The sequence below is a fragment of the Paenibacillus sp. BGI2013 genome (assembly GCF_002843485.1).
Taxonomy (GTDB): domain Bacteria; phylum Bacillota; class Bacilli; order Paenibacillales; family Paenibacillaceae; genus Paenibacillus; species Paenibacillus amylolyticus.
In genome coordinates this window covers 663034-683509 of the sequence record NZ_PJFA01000004.1, presented here as the reverse complement: position 1 = coordinate 683509, position 20476 = coordinate 663034, and the positions used below count along the sequence as shown (strand labels likewise).

The window sequence follows — 20476 nt, the reverse complement described above, 5'->3', positions numbered from 1 at the left end:
ATGAATTAAAAACGCTATTGTAATCTGCACGCCCATGAATGACAAACATCGGAAAGCCGTATGAGGGAAAACCTCACGTACGGTTTGATGAGGAGAGGCTGGGTTTTGCCAGCCTTTTACTCTAGTACCGATGAACTTAAAGCTTGTCAGACTATACGTATACATATAAACTACATATGCACCAGTTTTAATTTAATTATGGGATTCGTATATATTTGGAGGTTTCCGCGTTGTCAAAAACGAGAAGATTTACGATACGCTCCAAAATTTTATTGGGCTATCTTGTGGTTGTGCTTTTGTTTGGAGCTGTTCTGTTAGTGCTTACGGCCCAAATTAATGTGTTACAGAAGGAAAATGATTTTATCTCCCATCATGATCTGGAAGTACATAATCTGACCAACGCGATTGAAAAAAATGTCTTGAACATGGAGACAGGACAGCGTGGATTCATGATTACAGGTAATGAAAGTTACTTGGAGCCTTATTCCCAAGGCCTATCCCAGTGGAGTTCCAACTATGATCAGTTGAATGCTCTCATTAGCGATAATCCTTCACAGCAGCAGAGTCTGCAAAGCATCAAAGCTCATATTACACGCTGGATTGAGATCGCTGGGGAGCCGTCGGTGGACTTGAAAAAGCAAGGGGATCAAGCGAAAGTTGTTGCATTCTTTCAATCTGATCCGGGTAAAACTGAAATTGATCTGCTGCGCTCTCAACTTACAACCTTCCGTAATACAGAGATCGCTCTGACCGAGGCGAGGGTTACTGAACTTGCCAGACGCAGCTCCACACTGCTGACGATTATGTACACGCTGTGGGGTATTATTGCAGCATTATCCATTGCAGCTGCGATTGTGATATCCGGAAATATCGTCAAAACGTTGCGAGATGTTATGCAAACCATCAGTGATATCTCCAAAGGTGGAAACCTGAAGCAGCGAATTCAGGTGCGCACACATGATGAAGTGGGAGACCTGGGCCACGAAACCAACAAATTACTGGATGAAGTACAGGAACAGAATCGGGTCAAGGACCAGATTACAGGCATTGCCACACTCTTACAGAACCCGACCAATCTGGAAGGATTGTCCCGCTTGTTCCTGAACGAGCTTGCCGTGTTGTTTGAAGTTCCCTATAGCGTCTTATATTACTGGAAAGACAATCGACTGTTGCGCGTGGCTGCATATGCTGGGGATGGAGAGAAAGAACGTTCGCTCGGTAAAGTGTCGCTTGCCCCGGGTGAGGGGCTTGTAGGTCAAAGTGCTGTGGAGAAGCGAGTTTTACGCATGAATGATCTGCCCCAGAACTATATCCGAATCTCTTCGGGTCTTGGGTATACATCTGCCACATCACTTACTGTAGTCCCGATCCTGTTCGAAGGCAGAACGATTGCGGTAATCGAGCTTGCTTCAATGAAGCCGTTGCAAGAGAATGATATGAAGCTAATGCAAGAACTGACGGATATTTTTAGTGTTTCCCTACACTCTACCGTCACTCGCATGGAATTACAGCAATTATATGATGAGTCACAAGTTCTAAATGAAGAATTACAGGCACAATCGGAGAAACTTCAGGCTCAGACCGAAGAGATGTTGTCTCAGACGGAGGAACTGCAGATGCAGACCGAAGAACTTCATATGCTTAACGATCGTCTGGAAGTACAGAAGAGTGCTGCAGAGACATCAGCCAATGAACTTTCGGTTGTGGCAGATCAGTTACGAACGAGCTCGGGGTACAAATCCGAATTCTTGGCGAACATGTCCCATGAACTGCGGACACCGCTCAACAGCATGTTGATTTTATCTGAGATATTGTCTGAAAATAAAAATCAACACTTGAATAGTGAAGAGCAGAACTATGCTTCAGTCATTCACAAATCAGGAAAAGACCTGCTGAATCTGATCAATGATATTCTGGATCTATCCAAGGTGGAAGCCGGACAGATGGAAGTGGATTTCGATGATGTCTATCTGGGCAGTGTTCCTGAAGTTATGAACCAGTATTTCCTGAAAACAGCGGAACAGAAAAAAATAGATTTCCGAATTCAGCTCCAAAGTCCTTTACCGGAAACGATCGTGACGGATGAGATGAGATTGCATCAGATTCTCCGAAACCTGCTCTCAAACGCATTCAAGTTCACCAGTGAGGGTGAAGTTGCCTTAACCATCTCCAAAATGAGTCTGGCTCATCCTGAATTGAAAGATCAAGAGACCGACGTGATTGCTTTTTCCGTCAGTGATACAGGGATCGGAATTGCGGATAACAAACTCGTGCAGATCTTCGATGCTTTCAAACAGGCGGATGGAGCTACAGCACGTAAATACGGGGGAACCGGACTTGGCCTGTCTATTTCTCAATCGCTTGCGAATTTGCTGGGGGGTTCGATCTCGGCAACAAGTCGTGAGGGGCAGGGCAGCGTGTTCACGCTATTCCTGCCACTGCGAAGAGATGAACCTGAGACTATGAATGCATCGCGGTTGTTCCTGGATGAGGTGGCTACCACTACACCTGAGATCAATAAGCTTCCTTCAATCACTTTCGGACAATCGGATGTTTTATTGACACCTCTGGAAGAAGCGTTGCTCAGCGGACGCCAAGTACTTGTCGTTGATGATGATATACGTAATGTATATGCCCTGGCTAACGCCCTTGAGCAATACGGTATGAATGTCATTTCAGCGCAGAACGGGTACGAGTGTCTGGAATTGCTGGAGCGTGGAGGAGTCAAGCCTGATATCATCATGATGGATATTATGATGCCGGAACTGGATGGTTATGAGACAACTCGCCAGATCCGTGAACGACTTGGTCTGACTCAGCTTCCGATTATTGCGCTGACAGCCAAGGCCATGAAAGAGGATCGGGAGAAATGTATTGCAGCAGGTGCTTCGGACTATCTCAGCAAACCACTGAATATCAAAGATGTATTATCCCGTATGAAATTATGGATGAATCACGAAACCATGGAAATCTGATCTAAAAACCTATGCCGATTACAGGAAAGTGCGCTGTAATTAGGTCATAGGTTTTATTTTTTGCCGTGTAAGCTTTATTCGGAAAATTGATGTTATAATACTTAACGACAAATAAAAGTTAAACACATGAATATGGATTTATTTAGAAGAAAAATGCGAGAATTAGTTTCGTTAACCAGAATGACATAATATTGTGTTATATATATGGGAGGTAGTGTCCATGCAACTTACGGTTAAAGAGGCTTTACAGGTGTACCCGTTGTCAGAGGCCAAACTGGTTGCGGGTGGAGAAGGGACTTCACGGATGATGAAATCCGTTAACGTCATGGACGCTCCTGATATCGCGGATTGGATCAAATCCGGAGAAATGTTGTTCACCACCGCTTTTATTATGAAAGACAGTGAAACGGATGCATTACGTTTGATGCGACGTTTGAATGAACGCGGCTGTGCAGGACTCGGCATCAAACTTGGACGTTTCTGGCAGTCCATTCCCCAAGGTATTGTTGAGGAAGCCGATCGGCTTCGGTTGCCACTCCTTGAGCTCCCCTTTCAATTCACCTTCTCCGACCAGATGAATGCCTTGTTCAAGGCTGAACATGAACGTAGCAACCGATTGCTGCATGAGGTTGTGCAAAAGCAGAAAAAATTAATGCAGTTTGCACTGCAACAGCAGCCACATCGGAATGTATTTGCCGAACTTGCCACGGTGCTGAACTATCCGCTTGCTGTCATTGGTTCACGTGGGCATGTGCTATATGGTAGTGAAGGCATTGCAGGGGATGCTGTAACCCAAGGCTGGCCTTGGAAATCCGTCATGCACCGAGTGAAATGGAATCAGGGAAGTTGTCATCGCGTACCCATCAAGCAAAATGATGAAGAATACGGATCGTTGCTTGTGTTTACCGATTCAGCCTTATCACTTAGAGCGGAGGAAGAGCTGTTCCAACAGGCTGCGGATGTACTGGCATTTTATATGGATATGACTTATCGCGAGCATATTAATCCGACTGTGCAAGATGAGATGCGTACACTGCTTTCACAGTATCTGGATAACAAAATGACTGTTCAGGAATTGACCACTTTGAGTGAAAACAAAGGTGTACATCTATTCCAGGGAACTTATCAGTGCGTACTGATTACACTTGAGCCGACTCTGTTTGCCGAGGGAAAGTTGCTTAAACAGATTCATCGTGAGTTGCAATACAATCCGCTGATGCAATTCACGGCCTCACAGCATTTTCAGATCGAAGATGGCATTCTGTCCATCTACACCTGTCCAACAGGGCGAGATTATGGAGAGGAGCTGTCAAGTTTTCTCTTGAGCCGTTTCGGTGATGTTCTGGCAGCGCAAGAAGCAAAAGGAGCACCGGCTCCGCGTTTCTGGATCAGCAAAATGAAACATGAGCCCAAATCGCTCCGTGAAGCATACCAGGAGTGTCTGGATACTCGACAACTGGCTCGTCGATTCGGCATGAAAGACCGTGCGTTGCAATTTGAAATGCTCGAATTTGCCTATGTGTTCCAACACGTACCGGATAACATCATGGAGAACTACTGCAATAAAGTACTCGAACCACTACTTGCCAGGGATGGTGATCCCAATCAGGTGCTGATGAATACATTGGAGTCCTTTATCGAGAATGACGGACTGATCAATGAAGCTGCCAAGCAACTGTTTGTGCATCGCAACACCGTTACCTATCGGATGGAGAAAGTCGGCAGCTTGCTGCAAATGGACTTTAAGAAAACGAATGACCTTCTTAAGTTAAAGCTGGTATTCACCTTCCGCAAGTTTGTGCGGGACAAAGCAGCTGCAAGACCGCACAATGTCCAACTCTAGACCGCACATTGTGCAACATGACAATGCTACCGGGTTAGACCCCCAAGAACCGCATTCCGTTGATGGAGTGCGGTTTTTTCATGTTTAAGGGTAACTAAAGCTGCTCTTCCCGTGCACAGCAAACAAATCACAACTCTGATGTTATGTTATATTACAAAATTGCGTAAATATTGTTGTCGCGACATTGAACGGCACTTAGAATGAAGAACAATAATCCACAACAGACCGGAGGTTCTAACATGAGCGACTTAATTAAACTTGTTAACAACTGGTCTATCACACAGTTTGTGCATACGTTTGGGGGCTTATTTGAGGAATCACCATGGGTGGCTGAGCGAGCCGGGCTTTTACGACCTTTTGATTCATTTGAACAGATGATGAAAGTGATGAAAAACGTGGTTCAGGCATCGGATGACCAGGTGAAGTTGCAGTTGCTTCGAAATCACCCGGATCTTGGAGCGCGAATCAGCATGAGCAGCAACTCCGTTCAGGAGCAGGCTGGTGCAGGGCTGGATTCACTTTCACAGGAACAATTCAACGAAATTCAACAATTAAACAAAGTATATACAAGCCAATTTGGCTTTCCATTCATATTGGCCGTTAAAGGCCATACCGCAAGTTCCGTCCTCGAATCCATGCGGCAACGTCATCGCCGAGGCAGGGAAGAAGAATTCGAGACTGCAATGAAGGAAGTATTCAAAATTGCGGGCATTCGTTTGGAGCAGTGGCTTGCACAGATCGGTCATGAACATGAGTTCGTGAGCAAGCCAGCCACAGTGCAGCAGCGGACGATGTATTACGGTAAAGGGGATGTGTGGATGTACCGTTCCTACGCCAAACCGTTGACGGGTATCCAGTCCATTCCGGAATCTCCTTTTATGGGACGCAGCAATATTCTGTTTGGATTGAACATCAAGGTGGCTGTGCAGGGGGATGAATTCTTGCCTTCTTTTGCAGAAGGGGATAATTCGCTGGTGGTCGCAACCGATTCGATGAAAAATTTCATTCTCAAACATGCAGCGGATTACACAGGAGCGACGGTGGAAGGATTTCTTGCGCTGGTAAGTCGGCGTTTCCTGGAGACGTATCCGCAGATGAGCAAGGTTCAGATGACAGCGGACCAGATTCCGTTTGAAGATATACCCATTGGATTAGAAGGAAGTTATCGACCGAGTGCGCTCGTATTTCGTTATTCGCAGAATGATCGGGCGACAGCTGCTGTGGAAGCAGAACGATCAGGAGACTCGATTGAACTCAGCAACCATTTCAGTGGTGTAGCCGATCTGAGACTGATCAAGGTCAAAGGCAGTGAATTTGCCGGATTCATGCAGGATGAATATACCACTCTTCCAGAGACATGGGATCGACCGTTATTTATTTTTCTGAACATCAATTGGCGTTATGAAGATCCGAGAGATGGCATGGACGATCAGCGTGGACGGTATGTAGCGGCGGAACAGGTCAGAGATTTGGCTGCTGCGGTATTTCATGAGTGTCGATCCGCTTCCATTCAACATCTGATCTACCAGATTGGACGAAGGTTGTTAAGTCGATTCGAGCAACTGAGTGAGGTTTCATTTGAGTCCAACAACCGGACATGGGAGACAGTGCTGGAGGAAGTGAACGAGGGGGAAGGCAAAGTGTTTACCGAGCCGAGACCGCCATATGGATTCCAGGGTTTCTCGATGACAAGGGATGATCTGGGAACAGACGGCCGTGACTCCGGGAAAGCAGGTGACGTCTAATGGCGCTGTCTGATGGACGAATTACAACTCATGTGCTGGATACATCCAAAGGCGTGCCTGCTGCGGGTGTTCGGATCGAGCTGTATACCCTGAAGAGGGATGGGGAGCAGGAAAGCAAGACAAAAGTGGCTGAGTCGGTGACCAATGCGGATGGACGTTTGGATGCACCGCTGTTGGATGGTGGCAAGTTGGAGCCAGCCATATATGAGCTTCAATTCCATGTCGAGAGTTATTACGCACAGCGTTCGTTGGAGGAGCTAGGCCAGGCATTATGGACGATTGTTCCGATTCGTTTTGCCGTATCTGATGGCTTAAGCCATTACCATATTCCATTATTGATTGCTCCAGGAGGTTACAGTACATACCGGGGAAGCTGAACATGCACACATCCGGTTCTGATTCAGGGGGAGGGTCATCCACATGACAACATTTGATACCATCATCCGGGGGGCCCGGGTGGTGCTGAGAGATCGGGTAGAGCAACTGGATATTGGCATAACTGGTGAAAAAATAACGGAACTATCCACGCGGCTGACCGCTGGTGAAGCGACTTGCATCATAGAAGCTGAGGGGCTTACAGTGATGCCGGGTGTCGTGGACATTCATGTACACTTCAATGAACCCGGACTCGCCAGTTGGGAGGGATTTCGATCGGGTTCGGCAGCCCTTGCCGCAGGGGGAATCACGACCTATGTCGATATGCCGCTTAACGGTGTACCACCAACCACAAGGCCGGAAGCATGGGAGATGAAAATGAAAGCAGCGGCAGACCAATCCTATGTTGATTATGCCTTCTGGGGAGGTTTGGTTCCCGGCAATCGTGAGGAACTTGCGCCACTGGCAGGGTTGGGTGCTGCCGGATTCAAGGCATTTATGTCTGAGCCGGGAGGCGAAGGGGAAGACATCTTTGCCAGAGCCGATGACCACACGCTATTGGACGGAATGCATGAAATTGCAACATTAAAACGTGTGCTGGCACTTCATGCAGAGGACGAAGGCATGGTTGCCGAACTCGGCGCGAAAAGCATTGCGGAGGGAAAGACTGAACCGATGGATTATGTCCGGTCCCGTCCTGTTGAAGCCGAAGTCGTCGCGGTTGCGCGGGCATTGAGATACGGTGAACAGACCGGGTGTGCGCTGCATTTTGTGCACATTAGCACCCGGGAAGCACTGGATCTGATTGCAACGGCCAAACGGCGTGGGCAGGATGTCACTTCGGAGACATGCCCTCATTATCTGACGCTAATTGATCAGGATGTGGTCCGATTGGGTGCTGTAGCGAAATGCGCTCCACCGCTTCGCAGCTCTTCCGAACAGGAGCTGTTATGGGATGCACTGACGTCAGGATTAATTGATGTTATTGCTTCAGACCATTCTCCATGTCCGCCATCCATGAAACAATCCGATAACTTTTTTGAAATCTGGGGCGGTATATCCGGTGCACAAAGCACACTGCTAATCATGCTGGAGGACGGACATCTTCAGCGTAATATAAACCTCCCGTTGCTCGGAAGAGTACTCTCCCTGCAGCCTGCCAGAAGGCTTGGTCTGGAGAGTAAAGGGGAGATTGCAGTTGGCATGGATGCAGATCTCGTTCTGATTGACTGGGAGAGAAGCACAACCCTGAACACGGAGGATCTGCTCTATACGCATAAACAGAGCCCTTATGTGGGACGTACATTTAACTGTCAGATTGCAGACGTATTTTGCCGTGGGCAACGGGTATATAACTCGGAATCCGGATTATCTCCTGTGCCTCTCGGGCAACACATTGTGGCTTACTCTTCTAGTCCCATCGAAGCGGGAATGGAGGAGACGCCATGACAGAATCTGGAGTATACCGGTCATCCGGTACAAATAATGCACCTCTTCCTTTGCCGGATGTGGAACAGGTGGAGCTGCAAGCCATGCTTGACTGGCTGTCGACATATGGCGCGGATGCACAGGGCGGCGTTACAAGACTGTTGTATGACTCGGCTTGGTGTGAAGCACAAGGTGCCCTTGCAGCCAAAATGCAGGAGAAAGGGCTGTCTCCCGAATTTGACCAGTCCGGTAATCTGTATGGCACACTCAAGAGTGAGGGTAAGGAATCAGCGACTGGTGCTGAAGAATTGCCGATTGTGACCGGATCACATATTGATACGGTGGTGTATGGCGGCAAATATGATGGTGCTTACGGTGTGGTGGCTGGTGTTCTTGCTTTGGAGTATTTACAGAAGCATTTTGGAGCACCGAAGCGAACACTTCAAGTGGTATCGTTATGCGAAGAAGAGGGAAGTCGATTCCCTTTTGCGTATTGGGGTTCACGCAGTATAACAGAAATAACGGCTCTGGAAGATGTAGAGCATCTGAAGGATCAAGACGGCGTTACCTTTGCACAAGCGATCCGGGATGCGGGTTTTGGACCTGATAGTGCATATAGACCTGCCGCGAAAAATTACGGTGCCTTTATTGAGCTTCACATTGAGCAAGGTCAGGTTCTGGAACGTCTTGGACATTCGATTGGAGTTGTATCCGATATCGTAGGTCAGAAGCGGTTCAGTATTACCGTAAGCGGGGAAGCGAATCACGCAGGAACGACGCCGATGTCCTGGCGCAAAGACGCACTTGCCGGAGCAGCCGAGATGATTACTGTGGTAAGGAGTGTCGCATTGGATGCAGGAGAACCGCTTGTAGCTACGGTTGGGCGAATCACGGCCGATCCGGGTGTTGGGAATGTAGTTGCAGCACGGGCGGTGTTTTCACTCGATATCCGCCATATCCGGCAGGAGAGTATTGATCGCTGTTGGCAGGATATGCTCCAGGCATTTAGTCGTATCGCAGCCGAGCAGCAGCTTGTACTGGACTGGGAAGAGCATCTATCCGTCACACCTATTCCCATGAACGCACAGATGATCTCAGACATTCAGGATACCTGTGAGCAGGAGCAGTTGTCCTACTGGTTAATGCCAAGCGGCGCGGGACATGATTCGCAGATTTTTCAGCCGGCTTGTCCGACGGCCATGATCTTTGTGCCGAGCCAGGACGGTATTAGTCATAATCCACTTGAATATACAGCTGAAGCAGACCTGATTCACGGTTTTCAGGTTCTGGTCCGGCTACTCTATAAATACGGTTACGGGAGTTGAATGCAGATGTCCAACTATAAAGAGTTATCTCCGTCCTTGCGGACCATTATGACCCCGGGACCCGTTGAGGTTGATCCGCGTGTGCTAAGAGCATTATCCTTTCCGATCCTGGGGCAGTTTGACCCGGAGTTCACATCCTTGATGAACGAGACAATGGCGATGCTGCGAGAGCTGTATATGACAGATAACGAGTGGTGTTATCCAGTTGATGGTACATCCCGTTCAGGGATAGAAGCTGTGTTGGTCAGCCTAATTCAGCCCGGTGACAAAGTTCTCGTTCCGATCTACGGGCGATTCGGACATCTGCTGGTTGAAATCTCGGAACGTTGCGGTGCAGAGGTTGTCTTTTTTGAAACGGAATGGGGAACGGTATTTGATCCGGAAGAGGTGATCAAGGCGATCCATACCCATAAACCAAGTCTGGTTGCAATGGTTCACGGTGAGACTTCCACCGGTCAGATGCAGCCCCTTGCCGAGATTGGCAAAGCCTGTCGCGACCTTGATATTTTACTCGTTGTAGATGCTGTAGCAACCATTGGTGGGACTCCGGTAGAGACGGATGCCTGGCATCTGGATGCGGTAATGGGTGGTACGCAGAAATGCCTGTCTGTTCCTTCAGGGATGGCACCTCTCACATACAACAGTCGAGTGGAGCAGAAACTGATGAGCCGCAAAACAGTTGAACGCGGACTGCGAGATGCAACCAGTGCGAGGGCAGAAGGCCGCACGATTGCCAGCAATTATTTTGACCTGAGCCAATTGCAGGATTACTGGAGTTCAGCACGGTTGAACCACCATACAGAAGCTACCTCCATGCTCTACGGTCTTCACGAAGGATTACGTATTCTGCTGCAAGAAGGATTGGAGGCAAGGTTCCAGAGACATCTGGTGAATGAACGTGCGTTGGTTGCTGGAATTCAGGGAATGGGACTACAGTTGTATGGGGATATGTCCAGTAAACTTCCGGTGGTCACTTGTATCACGATTCCGGAGGGGATCGATGGTGAGTCGGTGCGCAGCATGTTACTGAACGATTTCAGCATTGAGATTGCCAGTTCATTTGGACCGTTGAAAGGGCAGATCTGGCGGATCGGTACAATGGGATTCAGCTGCCAACGCAAGAACGTACTTCATGTGCTGGGAGCGCTGGAAGCTGTTCTTCTCCGTCATCGTCACGTATTACCAGCCGGTGAAGCGGTGCAGGCCGCATTGGATGTGTATGCAGGGAAGGAGGGTGCCTTATGTTAAATCAGATGCCAATCTCCAGAGAGGTTATGGTCACCTCTCCTCATTATCTGGCAAGTGTAGTGGGAAGCTCCATCCTCCAGCAGGGCGGGAATGCTTATGATGCCGCTGTTGCGGTCAGTGCAGCTCTGGGTGTGGTATATCCGCATATGACCGGACTTGGCGGGGATGCCTTCTTCCTGATTCATGACGGAGCCAGCGGTGAGATTACCGCCTATAACGGAAGTGGCCGCTCAGCCGCAGGCATTCATGCGGATACGTTCAAAGCGATGGGCATGAATGCCATCCCTCAACGTGGTGTGCTTAGTGCCATCACAGTTCCGGGAATGGTGGATGCCTGGTGGGAAGTCTGGTCACGGTACGGTAAGTTACCGTGGGAGCAGTTGCTTGAACCTGCCGCGCAGTATGCGGAAAAAGGATGCCCTGTATCCCGGAATCTCCGCTTGTGGATGGAAAGGGATGAAGATTTCATTATGGGGCATACACCGCTGCGAGCGGTATTTGCGCCTTTGGGTACACTTTTGCAGGAAGGTGAGCTGCTGATCCAGCCTGATCTTGCTGCCTCCATTCGTCTGATTCAGACGGGTGGAAGAGACTCTTTTTATACAGGAGAACTCGCGAATCGTCTGACTTCGGCTATTCGTGAGGATGGGGGCATGCTTGCCCCAGCAGACTTTGCAGGGCATCGGGGCGAGTGGGTGAAACCCGTTAGCACGGAGTATCGTGGTTATGAAGTTCATCAGATGCCGCCCAACTCGCAGGGATTCTCGATGCTGATGATGTTAAATATGCTGGAGCATACGGATCTGTCCTCTGTAGCACGTACCTCACCGGAATTCTATCATCTGATGGCGGAAGTGGTGAAAAAGGCGTTTCGTGATCGTGATCGTTATCTGACGGACCCGGATTTCAGGGACATTCCGCTGGATCATCTGTTATCCAAGGATTACGGAGACCAATTGTGGAATGAGATTCAGTCTGCTCCACCTGTGGCACAGCCGTTTTTGTCCAAAACGATAGGTCAGGACACCGCGTATGCAGCGGTTGTTGATAGCGAAGGCAATGCCGTTTCATTCATCCAAAGCCTGTATTTTGACTTCGGTGCAGCGTATGTTCCGGGGGATACGGGGGTTATCATGCAGAACCGGGGGTCGTTTTTCTCCTTAGATCTGAGGGATGCCAACGTTCTGGAACCCAACAAACGCTCATTCCACACCCTCATGCCGGGCCTTGTTACACGAGATGGCAAACCTTATATGCTCGTGGGTACACAGGGGGGAGAAGGGCAGCCGCAGACACAATTATCTGTGCTTACCGGAGTGCTTGATTATGGGCTGAACATTCAGGAAGCAATCAGCCTGCCGCGTTGGGTGTATGGACGTACCTGGGGCGAAGAAGGCGATACGATGCGTGTGGAGAACCGATATCACGATGACGTATGTGCAACCCTTGCCCAATGGGGACATAACGTTGAAGCGAGAGCGCCGTGGGACGGCATTATGGGACAGTCGCAAGGCATTGTCATTCGTGAGGACGGCATGATTAGTGGCGCAGCAGACCCTAGAGGTGATGGTATGGCTATTGGGTGGTAACAGCTACATTGGACATTTATAAGTTCAACTAGATATTTACACGATAACAGCGATCGGAAGATTGGTCTGTCATCGGAGTGCAAGTGTAAATATGTATGAGTTGTAATATATAGACAGACACAGATAGGGGAGATTGGCATGGGAACGATCCTGCTGAAAGGTGCACAGCTTGTGACGATGAATGCAGAAGAGGAAGTGTTCATTGGAGATCTGTTGATCGAGGATAATAAAATCAAGGAGATTGCAGCGCACATCGACATGCAAGCTGACCAAGTCATTGATGCTCGTGGTAAAGTGCTGTTGCCAGGTTTCATCCAGACGCATATTCATCTGTGTCAGACCTTGTTCCGTGGACGTGCGGATGATCTGGAACTGATGGATTGGCTCCGTCAACGTATCTGGCCGCTGGAAGCAGCGCATGATGAGGAGTCCGTGTATTATTCGGCAATGCTTGGACTCGGCGAATTGATCTCCAGCGGAACCACGACCATTCTGGATATGGAGACGGTACATCACACGGACTCGGCGTTTCAGGCGATGGCACAGAGCGGCATCCGGGTCATCTCTGGCAAAGTGATGATGGATCATGGAGACGAAGTTCCGGAACCCCTGCGTGAGGATACAGCAACTTCGCTACAACAGAGTGTGGATCTGCTGGAGAAATGGAACGGGTTTGGCGGAGGTCGCATTCAGTATGCTTTCTGTCCACGCTTCGTTGTATCGTGTACCGAAGAATTGCTGGTAGAGGTGCGCGACCTGTCGAATAAATATCATGTCAAAGTCCACACCCATGCCTCCGAGAATCGCGGAGAGATTGAACTGGTAGAACACGAACGCGGAATGCGTAACATCGTATACCTCGATCATATCGGTCTGGCGACCCCCAGATTGGTACTGGCACACTGTGTATGGCTGAGTGAGGAAGAGAAGGAGATCATCCGCAAACGTGGTGTCAAAGTCACTCACTGTCCTGGATCAAATATGAAACTTTCCTCCGGGGTAGCAGATATTCCGGATCTACTGAATCGGCAGATCGCGGTTGGGATTGGGGCAGATGGTGCCGCATGCAACAATAATCTGGATATGTTTCAGGAGATGCGCCTGACGGCCCTGATGCAGAAGATTCCTCATGGTCCAACGGTGATGGATGCTCGGACCGTATTACGCATGGCTACCATGGGCGGAGCAGAAGTGCTTGGCTTGTCGAAGGAAATTGGCAGTCTCGAAGTGGGCAAAAAGGCAGATATGCTGCTGCTGGATCTGGATGATTTCCACACATACCCTTCCTATGAGACGGATGTCTATTCCCGCGTAGTGTATTCCGCAACACGTAGCTGTGTGGATACCGTTATTATCGATGGTAGCATTGTACTCAAGAATCGTAAGATTCAGACGATTGATCGTGGCATTGTGCTGCGTGAGTCGGATAAGAGTATTGCGAGATTGATGAAACGTATCTGATCGAAGGAAGTTTATGCAATTCCAGAAAGGATGGGGACCGCTATGGAAATGCATGATCTGTGTGCAATTGCAGCCCGTGAAACGCGCTGCGTGCTCGCAACAGCGATTAAGGTAGAGGGTCATGCTTACCGTAAGCAGGGAGTCTCTATGCTGTTGACTGAGGATGGCAAAATGGTTGGCAGTATCAGTCCGGGATGTCTGGAGAGTGATCTTCAGGCCCGGGTGAGCCATGTGCTGGATACAAACCAGATGGAATTCGCGGAATACGACATGCGTCCCGAGGATGATCTGTCTTGGGGTGAGACGATTGGGTGCGGCGGACTCGTTGTTGTGTTGCTTGAACCTGTGTGTGGTGAACTCCGACATATTTTGCAGAAGATGCATGAGTGTCTGCAATCCGGGGCTACAACAACGTTAATCCGAACGTTCCAAGATGATTACACAAGGGTTGAATATGGATGGAAACGGATTGAGCCTACAAGTACACGGCGCCAGCCAATCTTACGTCCTTCGCTCGTCCCTCTTCATGATCGCGTGGCGAATTATAATCCAGCTTCATTGCAAATTGAGGTACAGCACAGCAGTGGTAATATCAAGCATGAACATTCGGCATCAAAACAACATTCTCCCGACATACCTCGCCTTACGCTTGTGCCTGACATGGTAACTGCTACGTCAAATGGAACTCACTCTTCCCATCTATCCGGTGATTCACAACATATCTCTGATACTGATGCTGAAATACCTACAAATGACGGGATTTCAACGAATCCCTGGGACCTTCCACAGCAACTCACTTCACTGTACACGCCTAAACCTCGCCTAATTATCATCGGAGCCGGGAATGATGTTATACCTGTTGCCAGACTCGCCCAATCCGCAGGATTCCGTGTTGTGGTAGCCGATTGGCGAGAGTCTTTATGCACCTCGGAACGATTCCCTGGAACCGAACTTGTACTGGGTTTCCCATGTGAGATCATGCCTCTGTTAAACGTAAACAAAGGGGATTATTTAATTCTGATGAGTCACAACTTTCCTCGCGAACGTGAACTGCTGGAGATGTTAGTGGACTGTGAGTATACGTACCTTGGCATCATGGGTTCCAAAACACGAACAGCCCGTCTGCTGGATGGCTTACCACCGTTGAAATATGTGCATTCTCCCGTTGGTTTGAGTATCGGAGCAGACGGTCCCGAACAGATTGCCATCAGCATTGCAGCAGAATTGATCTCATGTAAACATAAGGTTTCTTCATTGAGTTCTGAGGTGCAGAAGGGGAGCGTTGTGCATGCGAATGACGGGCATAGTTCTGGCAGCAGGTAAGAGTCGTCGGCTTGGTCGGGATAAACTCTCGGTTGTCATGCCAGACGGGAGGTCCCTGGCTGGCTGGTCACTGGAAGCTGCGCTGAATTCGGAGCTAGATCAAGTGGTCTGTGTGGTCAAACCGGAAGATTCGCTGGCATGGCTGCCTGTAAAATGGTTTGATTCTGCCGCGTATGCCTATCATCCCACAGCAAGACTTCGAATTGTGGCCTGTGCTGACTATGCTTGCGGTATGGCCAATTCTCTTCATTCTGGCGTATTGTCGGCCATGCAGTACAAACCGGAGGGCATTCTCATGTTACTGGGTGATCAGCCTTTATTAAAGACGCAGGATATTAATCGGGTGACTACAGAACTGGCTACCCACAAGTTATGTGACTATGTCGCAGCTACCGACGGTGAGGGAGGCAAGCCGCCCGTTGCTTTTCGCTCCCATATGTTTGGCCCTCTGTTATCCTTGCATGGAGATGAGGGGGCACGCAAGATTATGCGCAGCGCTAACTATTCAGGTGTACATGTACTTCTGTCTGAGACTAGTTTCTGGGATGCGGATACAGAACCGGAATTGGAACGCATTTTGAGTCATGTATATGAATCGGGAAGGCAGACTAAATAACAGGAGAAGATTAATGACTATGTATAATTTAATGAAATGATCAGGTCAGCCAAGCATTCTGGTTGGCCTGTTTGTCTTCTTTTCAAGTATGGTGAAAGAGAGCCAATGTTGGCTTTCGATAGATCATGATGCATCAAGCACAAATAAAACGCAGGTTTTATACATTTATCCAAAACGATGTAAAGGTAATTGACGTTGCTGCTGAACTCTCATATGATTTGAAGAATTATCTGGATCAGACGGTTGAATTTCCTGCCCAAGGAAGAGAGAGAAAGGGGATGCAGCGATGGTAACACCGGCATACGGTTCTGGAGCCATGCCATCGGTATGGCAGCCTGAGAACCTGCAAGAACTGCAAACGTTGAGAAGTAGACTCAAGGGGATATGTTGTTTCTCGGCAGGTGGAACATTGTTACGAACCCAGTGGGAGGGTGGCTTGGTTCCAGCGCCTGAACACATGATTAGTCTGGGTTGTATTCCTGGAATGAGCGGTATATCTATTCGTGGAGATGAGATGGTCATTGGCGCAATGACCCGATTAAAGGAATGTGCTGCACAAGCGTTGCTGCATCATCTGCCGATCCTGCAAGAAGCGGTGAATGCAATTGCGGCCCCTTCCATTCGTAATGTGGCAACCATTGGCGGGAACATTGTGTCCGGAGTAGGGGATACGCTGCCTGCTTTGCTTGTATATGATGCGGAGCTGCACTGGTTGACAGACAGCGGCATTGAGATCCGCAGTGTGTCTTCCTGGCTTCAGGGTGGACGGGATGGCAGCCGTAATCCAGGGGACGTATTAATCTCGATTCATATCCCGATGAGACCGTCATCTATGTTTGATGTGGACAGTGAGCACAGACCTGCTGCACGAGAAGTTTCCTTTTACCGCAAGCTGGGTCGACGGGAGACGTTCAGTGCTTCGCTGGTGACGGTTGCGTTATACGGTGAGATTGATTTGGATAACCGCTGGACCAAGATTGCGATTGCGGCTGGTGGAGGCTCAGGCATGGCGATGCGACTTCTGAAGTCGGAACAACAGCTTCTTGGTAGCGAAGCTACTGTCATGCAAGCAGCAACTCTTGCAGCTGCTGTGACTGACGAATTTACGACGTATGGCGATGTATTTGCAACGGAACATTATCGCAAACAGACCGCAGGCAACATGCTTGGTGCCGGGCTATGGGAAGCACTTCACGAATAGAAGACTTCGATCAAGGAAAGGAGGAGAGGCATCATGCTGCTGAATCGGAAACAGAGCGGGAAACGCTGGCACCTGCGGCCAGATGGGGCACCCAAAGTTACAGGCCAACTTCAATATCTGACGGATATGACGTTACCTGACATGATCCATGGCAGAGTATTGCGAAGCGAATATCCTTATGCTCGTCTATTGTCTATAGATACTTCGGAAGCTGAGGCGTTGGAAGGTGTCTATGCGGTTTTGACCTCCAAAGATGTGCCTGGTCTGAATCGTTTTGGCATAGCGACCCCGGATCAGCCTGTGTTCTGCGAGGATATTGTTCGTTATGTTGGGGACGCCATTGCAGCGGTTGCTGCGGATTCCCCGGAACGTGCGGCGCTTGCACTGGATGCGATCCGTGTAGAGTATGAGGAACTCACTCCGCTGAATAGTACAGACGCTGCATTGGCTCCCGGCGCACCAGAGCTGCATGAGCATGGTCCAGGTAATGTGCTGCATCGGACGGAGATTAAACGCGGAGATGTTGAGCAAGCCTTTGCCACGTGTGATCATATCGTGACAGAGACGTATTATACGCCTCGTCAGATGCATGCGTACATGGAGACAGAAGGTGGCCTGTTTGTCCCGGATGAAGAGGGAAGGCTGAATGTATACGCGGCAACGCAACATGGCTATAAAGACCGGATGCAGCTTGCACGCATTATTGGCTGTCCTGAAGAAGATATCCGGGTGGTGTCTTCACCGATTGGTGGTTCGTTTGGCGGAAAAGATGAACTAAACGTACAGCCCTATGGTGCACTACTGGCCTTGAGATGCGGACGTCCTGTGAAAATGCATAATTCTCGTAAAGAATCCGTGCGTGCAGGACTGAAACGTCACCCAATGAAGATTGAAATGCAGACCGGCATGAGTCGAGAAGGCATCATCCAAGCGCATCGTGTCCGTATAACAGCAGATACCGGAGCGTACGCCACACTTGGTGCACCCGTACTGAACTTCTGTACCGAGCATTGCCTTGGACCGTACGCTATTCCAAATGTGGATGTGGAAGGCGTATCTGTATATACGAATAACGGGCTGTCAGGTGAGTTTCGCGGATTTGGCGGGAATCAGGCGATTTTTGCCATGGAAGGCCAGATGGATCGACTTGCAGCAATCATGAACATGGACCCTTGGGAGTTCCGCAGACGTAATATGAGGGAAAAGAATGATCCTGGACCACTGAATCAACGCATTCTGGTTACGGATGGACTGTCCCAAGTGTGGGAGGCATTGGATCGCTCCGAACTGTGGCAAAAACATCAGAGTCCCCCGGCAGATCCTGCTCTGCCGCCGTGGATCAAACGCGGAGTCGGAGCAGCCATCGCCATGCATGGTGCAGGGCTGGGTTATGGCATTCCAGATCCTGCAGGAGGCCGCCTGTCCCTGAACAACGAAGGCAAGATTGAGGTGGCGTTCAGCTACGAGGAATTTGGTCAGGGGCTCATTGCAACGCTGGAAATTATGTTATGTGATCTGTTCCAATGCAGTACATCGGATCTCAGTATTATCATCGGCGATACGGATCGTGTGCCCCACAGCGGATCAAGTACAGCTTCACGTTCAACAACGATGGCATGGATGGCTCTTCAACGCTTGCAGACTCCATTTCGTTCCCGTGTTCTCGCTGTCGCGTCTGAAATGTCAGGCGTTCCGGCAGATGAACTGTTAACAGGACCTGGTGGTATATGGCGCAAAGGCCAGCTTCCTGCCGAAAGTTCAGAAGTAGAAACAGATGTGCAAAGAACAGGAAAGAGCGAGAAGGCTGAAAGAACTGAAGTGGCTGATATCGTTGCTGGAGGGACTGAAAGTGATCAAACTGCTGAAAGTAGTTATTTAGGTGCATCTCAATACCTGGCGAAACAGGGAGTTTCATCAGGCTTAGTGATCTCGTATGCCGAACTCGCGACGCAGGGCGAAGCCGATGAATGGATTTTTGATACAAAGTTTGATTACCCAACTACGCCAGACAACGTGGTAGGCGGGCATTATTTGTATACGTATGCGGCGGTTGCGGCAGAGGTGGAAGTAAATACTTTGAGCGGAGAAACCAAGCTTCTTGATACGCGCCATGTTGTAGCGGCAGGCCCGGTTATCAACCCGATGGGTTATATCGGACAGATTGAAGGCGGGAGTGTCATGGCACTTGGATTCACGTTAACGGAGGATGCGGTCATGCAGGACAGCCGTTATGTAACCACGAACCTCGACACGTATCTGATCCCAACCATTCAGGATATTCATACCAATCTGGAGGTTGAGGCTATTGAAGACTTACCCGAAGGTGATGCATTTGGCCCTAGGGGGATCGGTGAGATAGGCTCCGTTGCGCTTGCGCCGGCCATTACAGCCGCAATTCATCAGGCGACAGGCGTATGGGTTAACCGTCTTCCTGTACCGAGGGAACAACTGGTCAGACCTTTAAATGTACCTTTGCAGGAAGGAGTGAGTCCATCATGAGTAAACCACTTGAGAATCACTGGACAGCCGTTGTGAATGGCGAACAGAAACATCTGGAGATCGCGCAAACGACCCGACTTGTCGATGTGCTTCGGACTCATTTGCAACTAACGGGTACCAAAGTATCCTGCGAAGTTGGTCGCTGCGGCGCATGTATGGTTCTGATGGATGGAGAACCCGTGAACTCCTGTCTTGTCATGGCTTATCAATGTGAAGGCAGTGACATTATGACGATTGAAGGTCTGCACGGCGAGGAGAAAGGCACTCTGCATCCGATTCAACAGGCTTTTGTGGAGGAAGGTGGCTTTCAGTGCGGCTATTGCACTCCGGGCATGGTGATCTCAACCAAGGCATTACTGGATGCACATCCTGAGCCTTCTCAAGAACAGATTGAAACGGGATTGTGCGGGAATCTGTGTCGTTGTACCGGCTACGGTGGCATTATTCGGGCGGTACGCAAGGCAGGGGAACGCTGTGTGGTAAAAGAAACGTCTGCCGAGGAAACCGTAAGTTGAGGCGGGATCTAGGCCGAAGATATAAGCAAGGACAATTGAAGAAACATACGTGAAAAAGCATCCGAATAGGAATGCTTTTTTTTTGTTGTTTATCAGTTTTTCTTTCAAGTACACATCTAATGTGAGATGAAGTTTCATACGCTAAATTGATTGGATTATGAACCGTTTTCGTCAATTATCAAGTCGGAAGAGAGAAAGGAGATATAATGTTCAAAGTACTGGTACAAAAGAAGTTTAAACATTTAAATAAACCATATATTTACAAAAATTGATGCGCATGCTATGTTTAAAATGAAAGCGCCATCATGAATGGGTTCATTGACATTTCATTAT

Annotated in this window: 14 protein-coding genes; all 14 read left to right on the top strand. The window is 49.1% G+C overall.

Annotated features, from left to right (window positions below):
• Positions 1-230 precede the first annotated feature (230 nt).
• The 14 genes from CXK86_RS13965 (at position 231) to CXK86_RS13900 (ending at position 20143) form a co-directional block, all read left to right on the top strand.
• Positions 231-2975 (top strand): CHASE3 domain-containing protein, encoded by a 2745-nt coding sequence (locus CXK86_RS13965; RefSeq protein WP_257467842.1) that lies wholly within the window; start codon positions 231-233, stop codon positions 2973-2975.
• 220 nt (positions 2976-3195) lie between these two features.
• Positions 3196-4818, top strand: coding sequence for a PucR family transcriptional regulator (locus CXK86_RS13960; RefSeq protein WP_036613758.1), 1623 nt, complete (start codon positions 3196-3198; stop codon positions 4816-4818).
• A gap of 239 nt (positions 4819-5057) precedes the next feature.
• Positions 5058-6563, top strand: coding sequence for a factor-independent urate hydroxylase (gene pucL, locus CXK86_RS13955; RefSeq protein ID WP_076250336.1), 1506 nt, complete (start codon positions 5058-5060; stop codon positions 6561-6563).
• Positions 6563-6940, top strand: a complete 378-nt coding sequence (uraH, locus tag CXK86_RS13950; protein ID WP_076250339.1) for a hydroxyisourate hydrolase — start codon at positions 6563-6565, stop codon at positions 6938-6940. The genes pucL and uraH overlap by 1 nt, the downstream gene beginning before the upstream one ends.
• 43 nt (positions 6941-6983) lie before the next feature.
• Positions 6984-8387, top strand: a complete 1404-nt coding sequence (gene allB / locus CXK86_RS13945) for an allantoinase AllB (protein WP_076250340.1) — start codon at positions 6984-6986, stop codon at positions 8385-8387.
• Positions 8384-9691 carry a M20 family metallo-hydrolase gene (locus CXK86_RS13940; RefSeq protein WP_076250343.1) on the top strand — a complete coding sequence of 436 codons (1308 nt, stop codon included), beginning with the start codon at positions 8384-8386 and terminating at the stop codon, positions 9689-9691. The genes allB and CXK86_RS13940 overlap by 4 nt, the downstream gene beginning before the upstream one ends.
• 6 nt (positions 9692-9697) lie before the next feature.
• Positions 9698-10939, top strand: coding sequence for a pyridoxal-phosphate-dependent aminotransferase family protein (locus CXK86_RS13935; protein ID WP_076250345.1), 1242 nt, complete (start codon positions 9698-9700; stop codon positions 10937-10939).
• Entirely contained in the window at positions 10933-12528 is a 1596-nt protein-coding gene (gene ggt, locus CXK86_RS13930; RefSeq protein WP_076250346.1) for a gamma-glutamyltransferase, read from the top strand. The genes CXK86_RS13935 and ggt overlap by 7 nt, the downstream gene beginning before the upstream one ends.
• Before the next feature lie 138 nt (positions 12529-12666).
• Positions 12667-13989 carry a 5'-deoxyadenosine deaminase gene (locus CXK86_RS13925; RefSeq protein WP_047843321.1) on the top strand — a complete coding sequence of 441 codons (1323 nt, stop codon included), beginning with the start codon at positions 12667-12669 and terminating at the stop codon, positions 13987-13989.
• 42 nt (positions 13990-14031) lie between these two features.
• Entirely contained in the window at positions 14032-15312 is a 1281-nt protein-coding gene (locus CXK86_RS13920; protein ID WP_076250347.1) for an XdhC family protein, read from the top strand.
• A complete protein-coding gene (locus CXK86_RS13915) occupies positions 15284-15928 on the top strand; it encodes a nucleotidyltransferase family protein (protein WP_179087844.1) in 645 nt (214 codons plus the stop codon). Before CXK86_RS13920 ends, CXK86_RS13915 begins: the two co-directional genes overlap by 29 nt.
• A gap of 286 nt (positions 15929-16214) precedes the next feature.
• On the top strand, positions 16215-17129 hold the full coding sequence (locus CXK86_RS13910; protein WP_076250350.1) for an FAD binding domain-containing protein: 915 nt from the start codon (positions 16215-16217) through the stop codon (positions 17127-17129).
• 33 nt (positions 17130-17162) lie between these two features.
• On the top strand, positions 17163-19628 hold the full coding sequence (locus CXK86_RS13905; protein WP_076250352.1) for a molybdopterin cofactor-binding domain-containing protein: 2466 nt from the start codon (positions 17163-17165) through the stop codon (positions 19626-19628).
• The gene (locus tag CXK86_RS13900; protein ID WP_036673756.1) at positions 19625-20143 is read left to right on the top strand and encodes a (2Fe-2S)-binding protein; all 519 of its coding nucleotides are present in this window, start codon (positions 19625-19627) and stop codon (positions 20141-20143) included. The genes CXK86_RS13905 and CXK86_RS13900 overlap by 4 nt, the downstream gene beginning before the upstream one ends.
• The last annotated feature ends 333 nt before the right edge of the window (positions 20144-20476 follow it).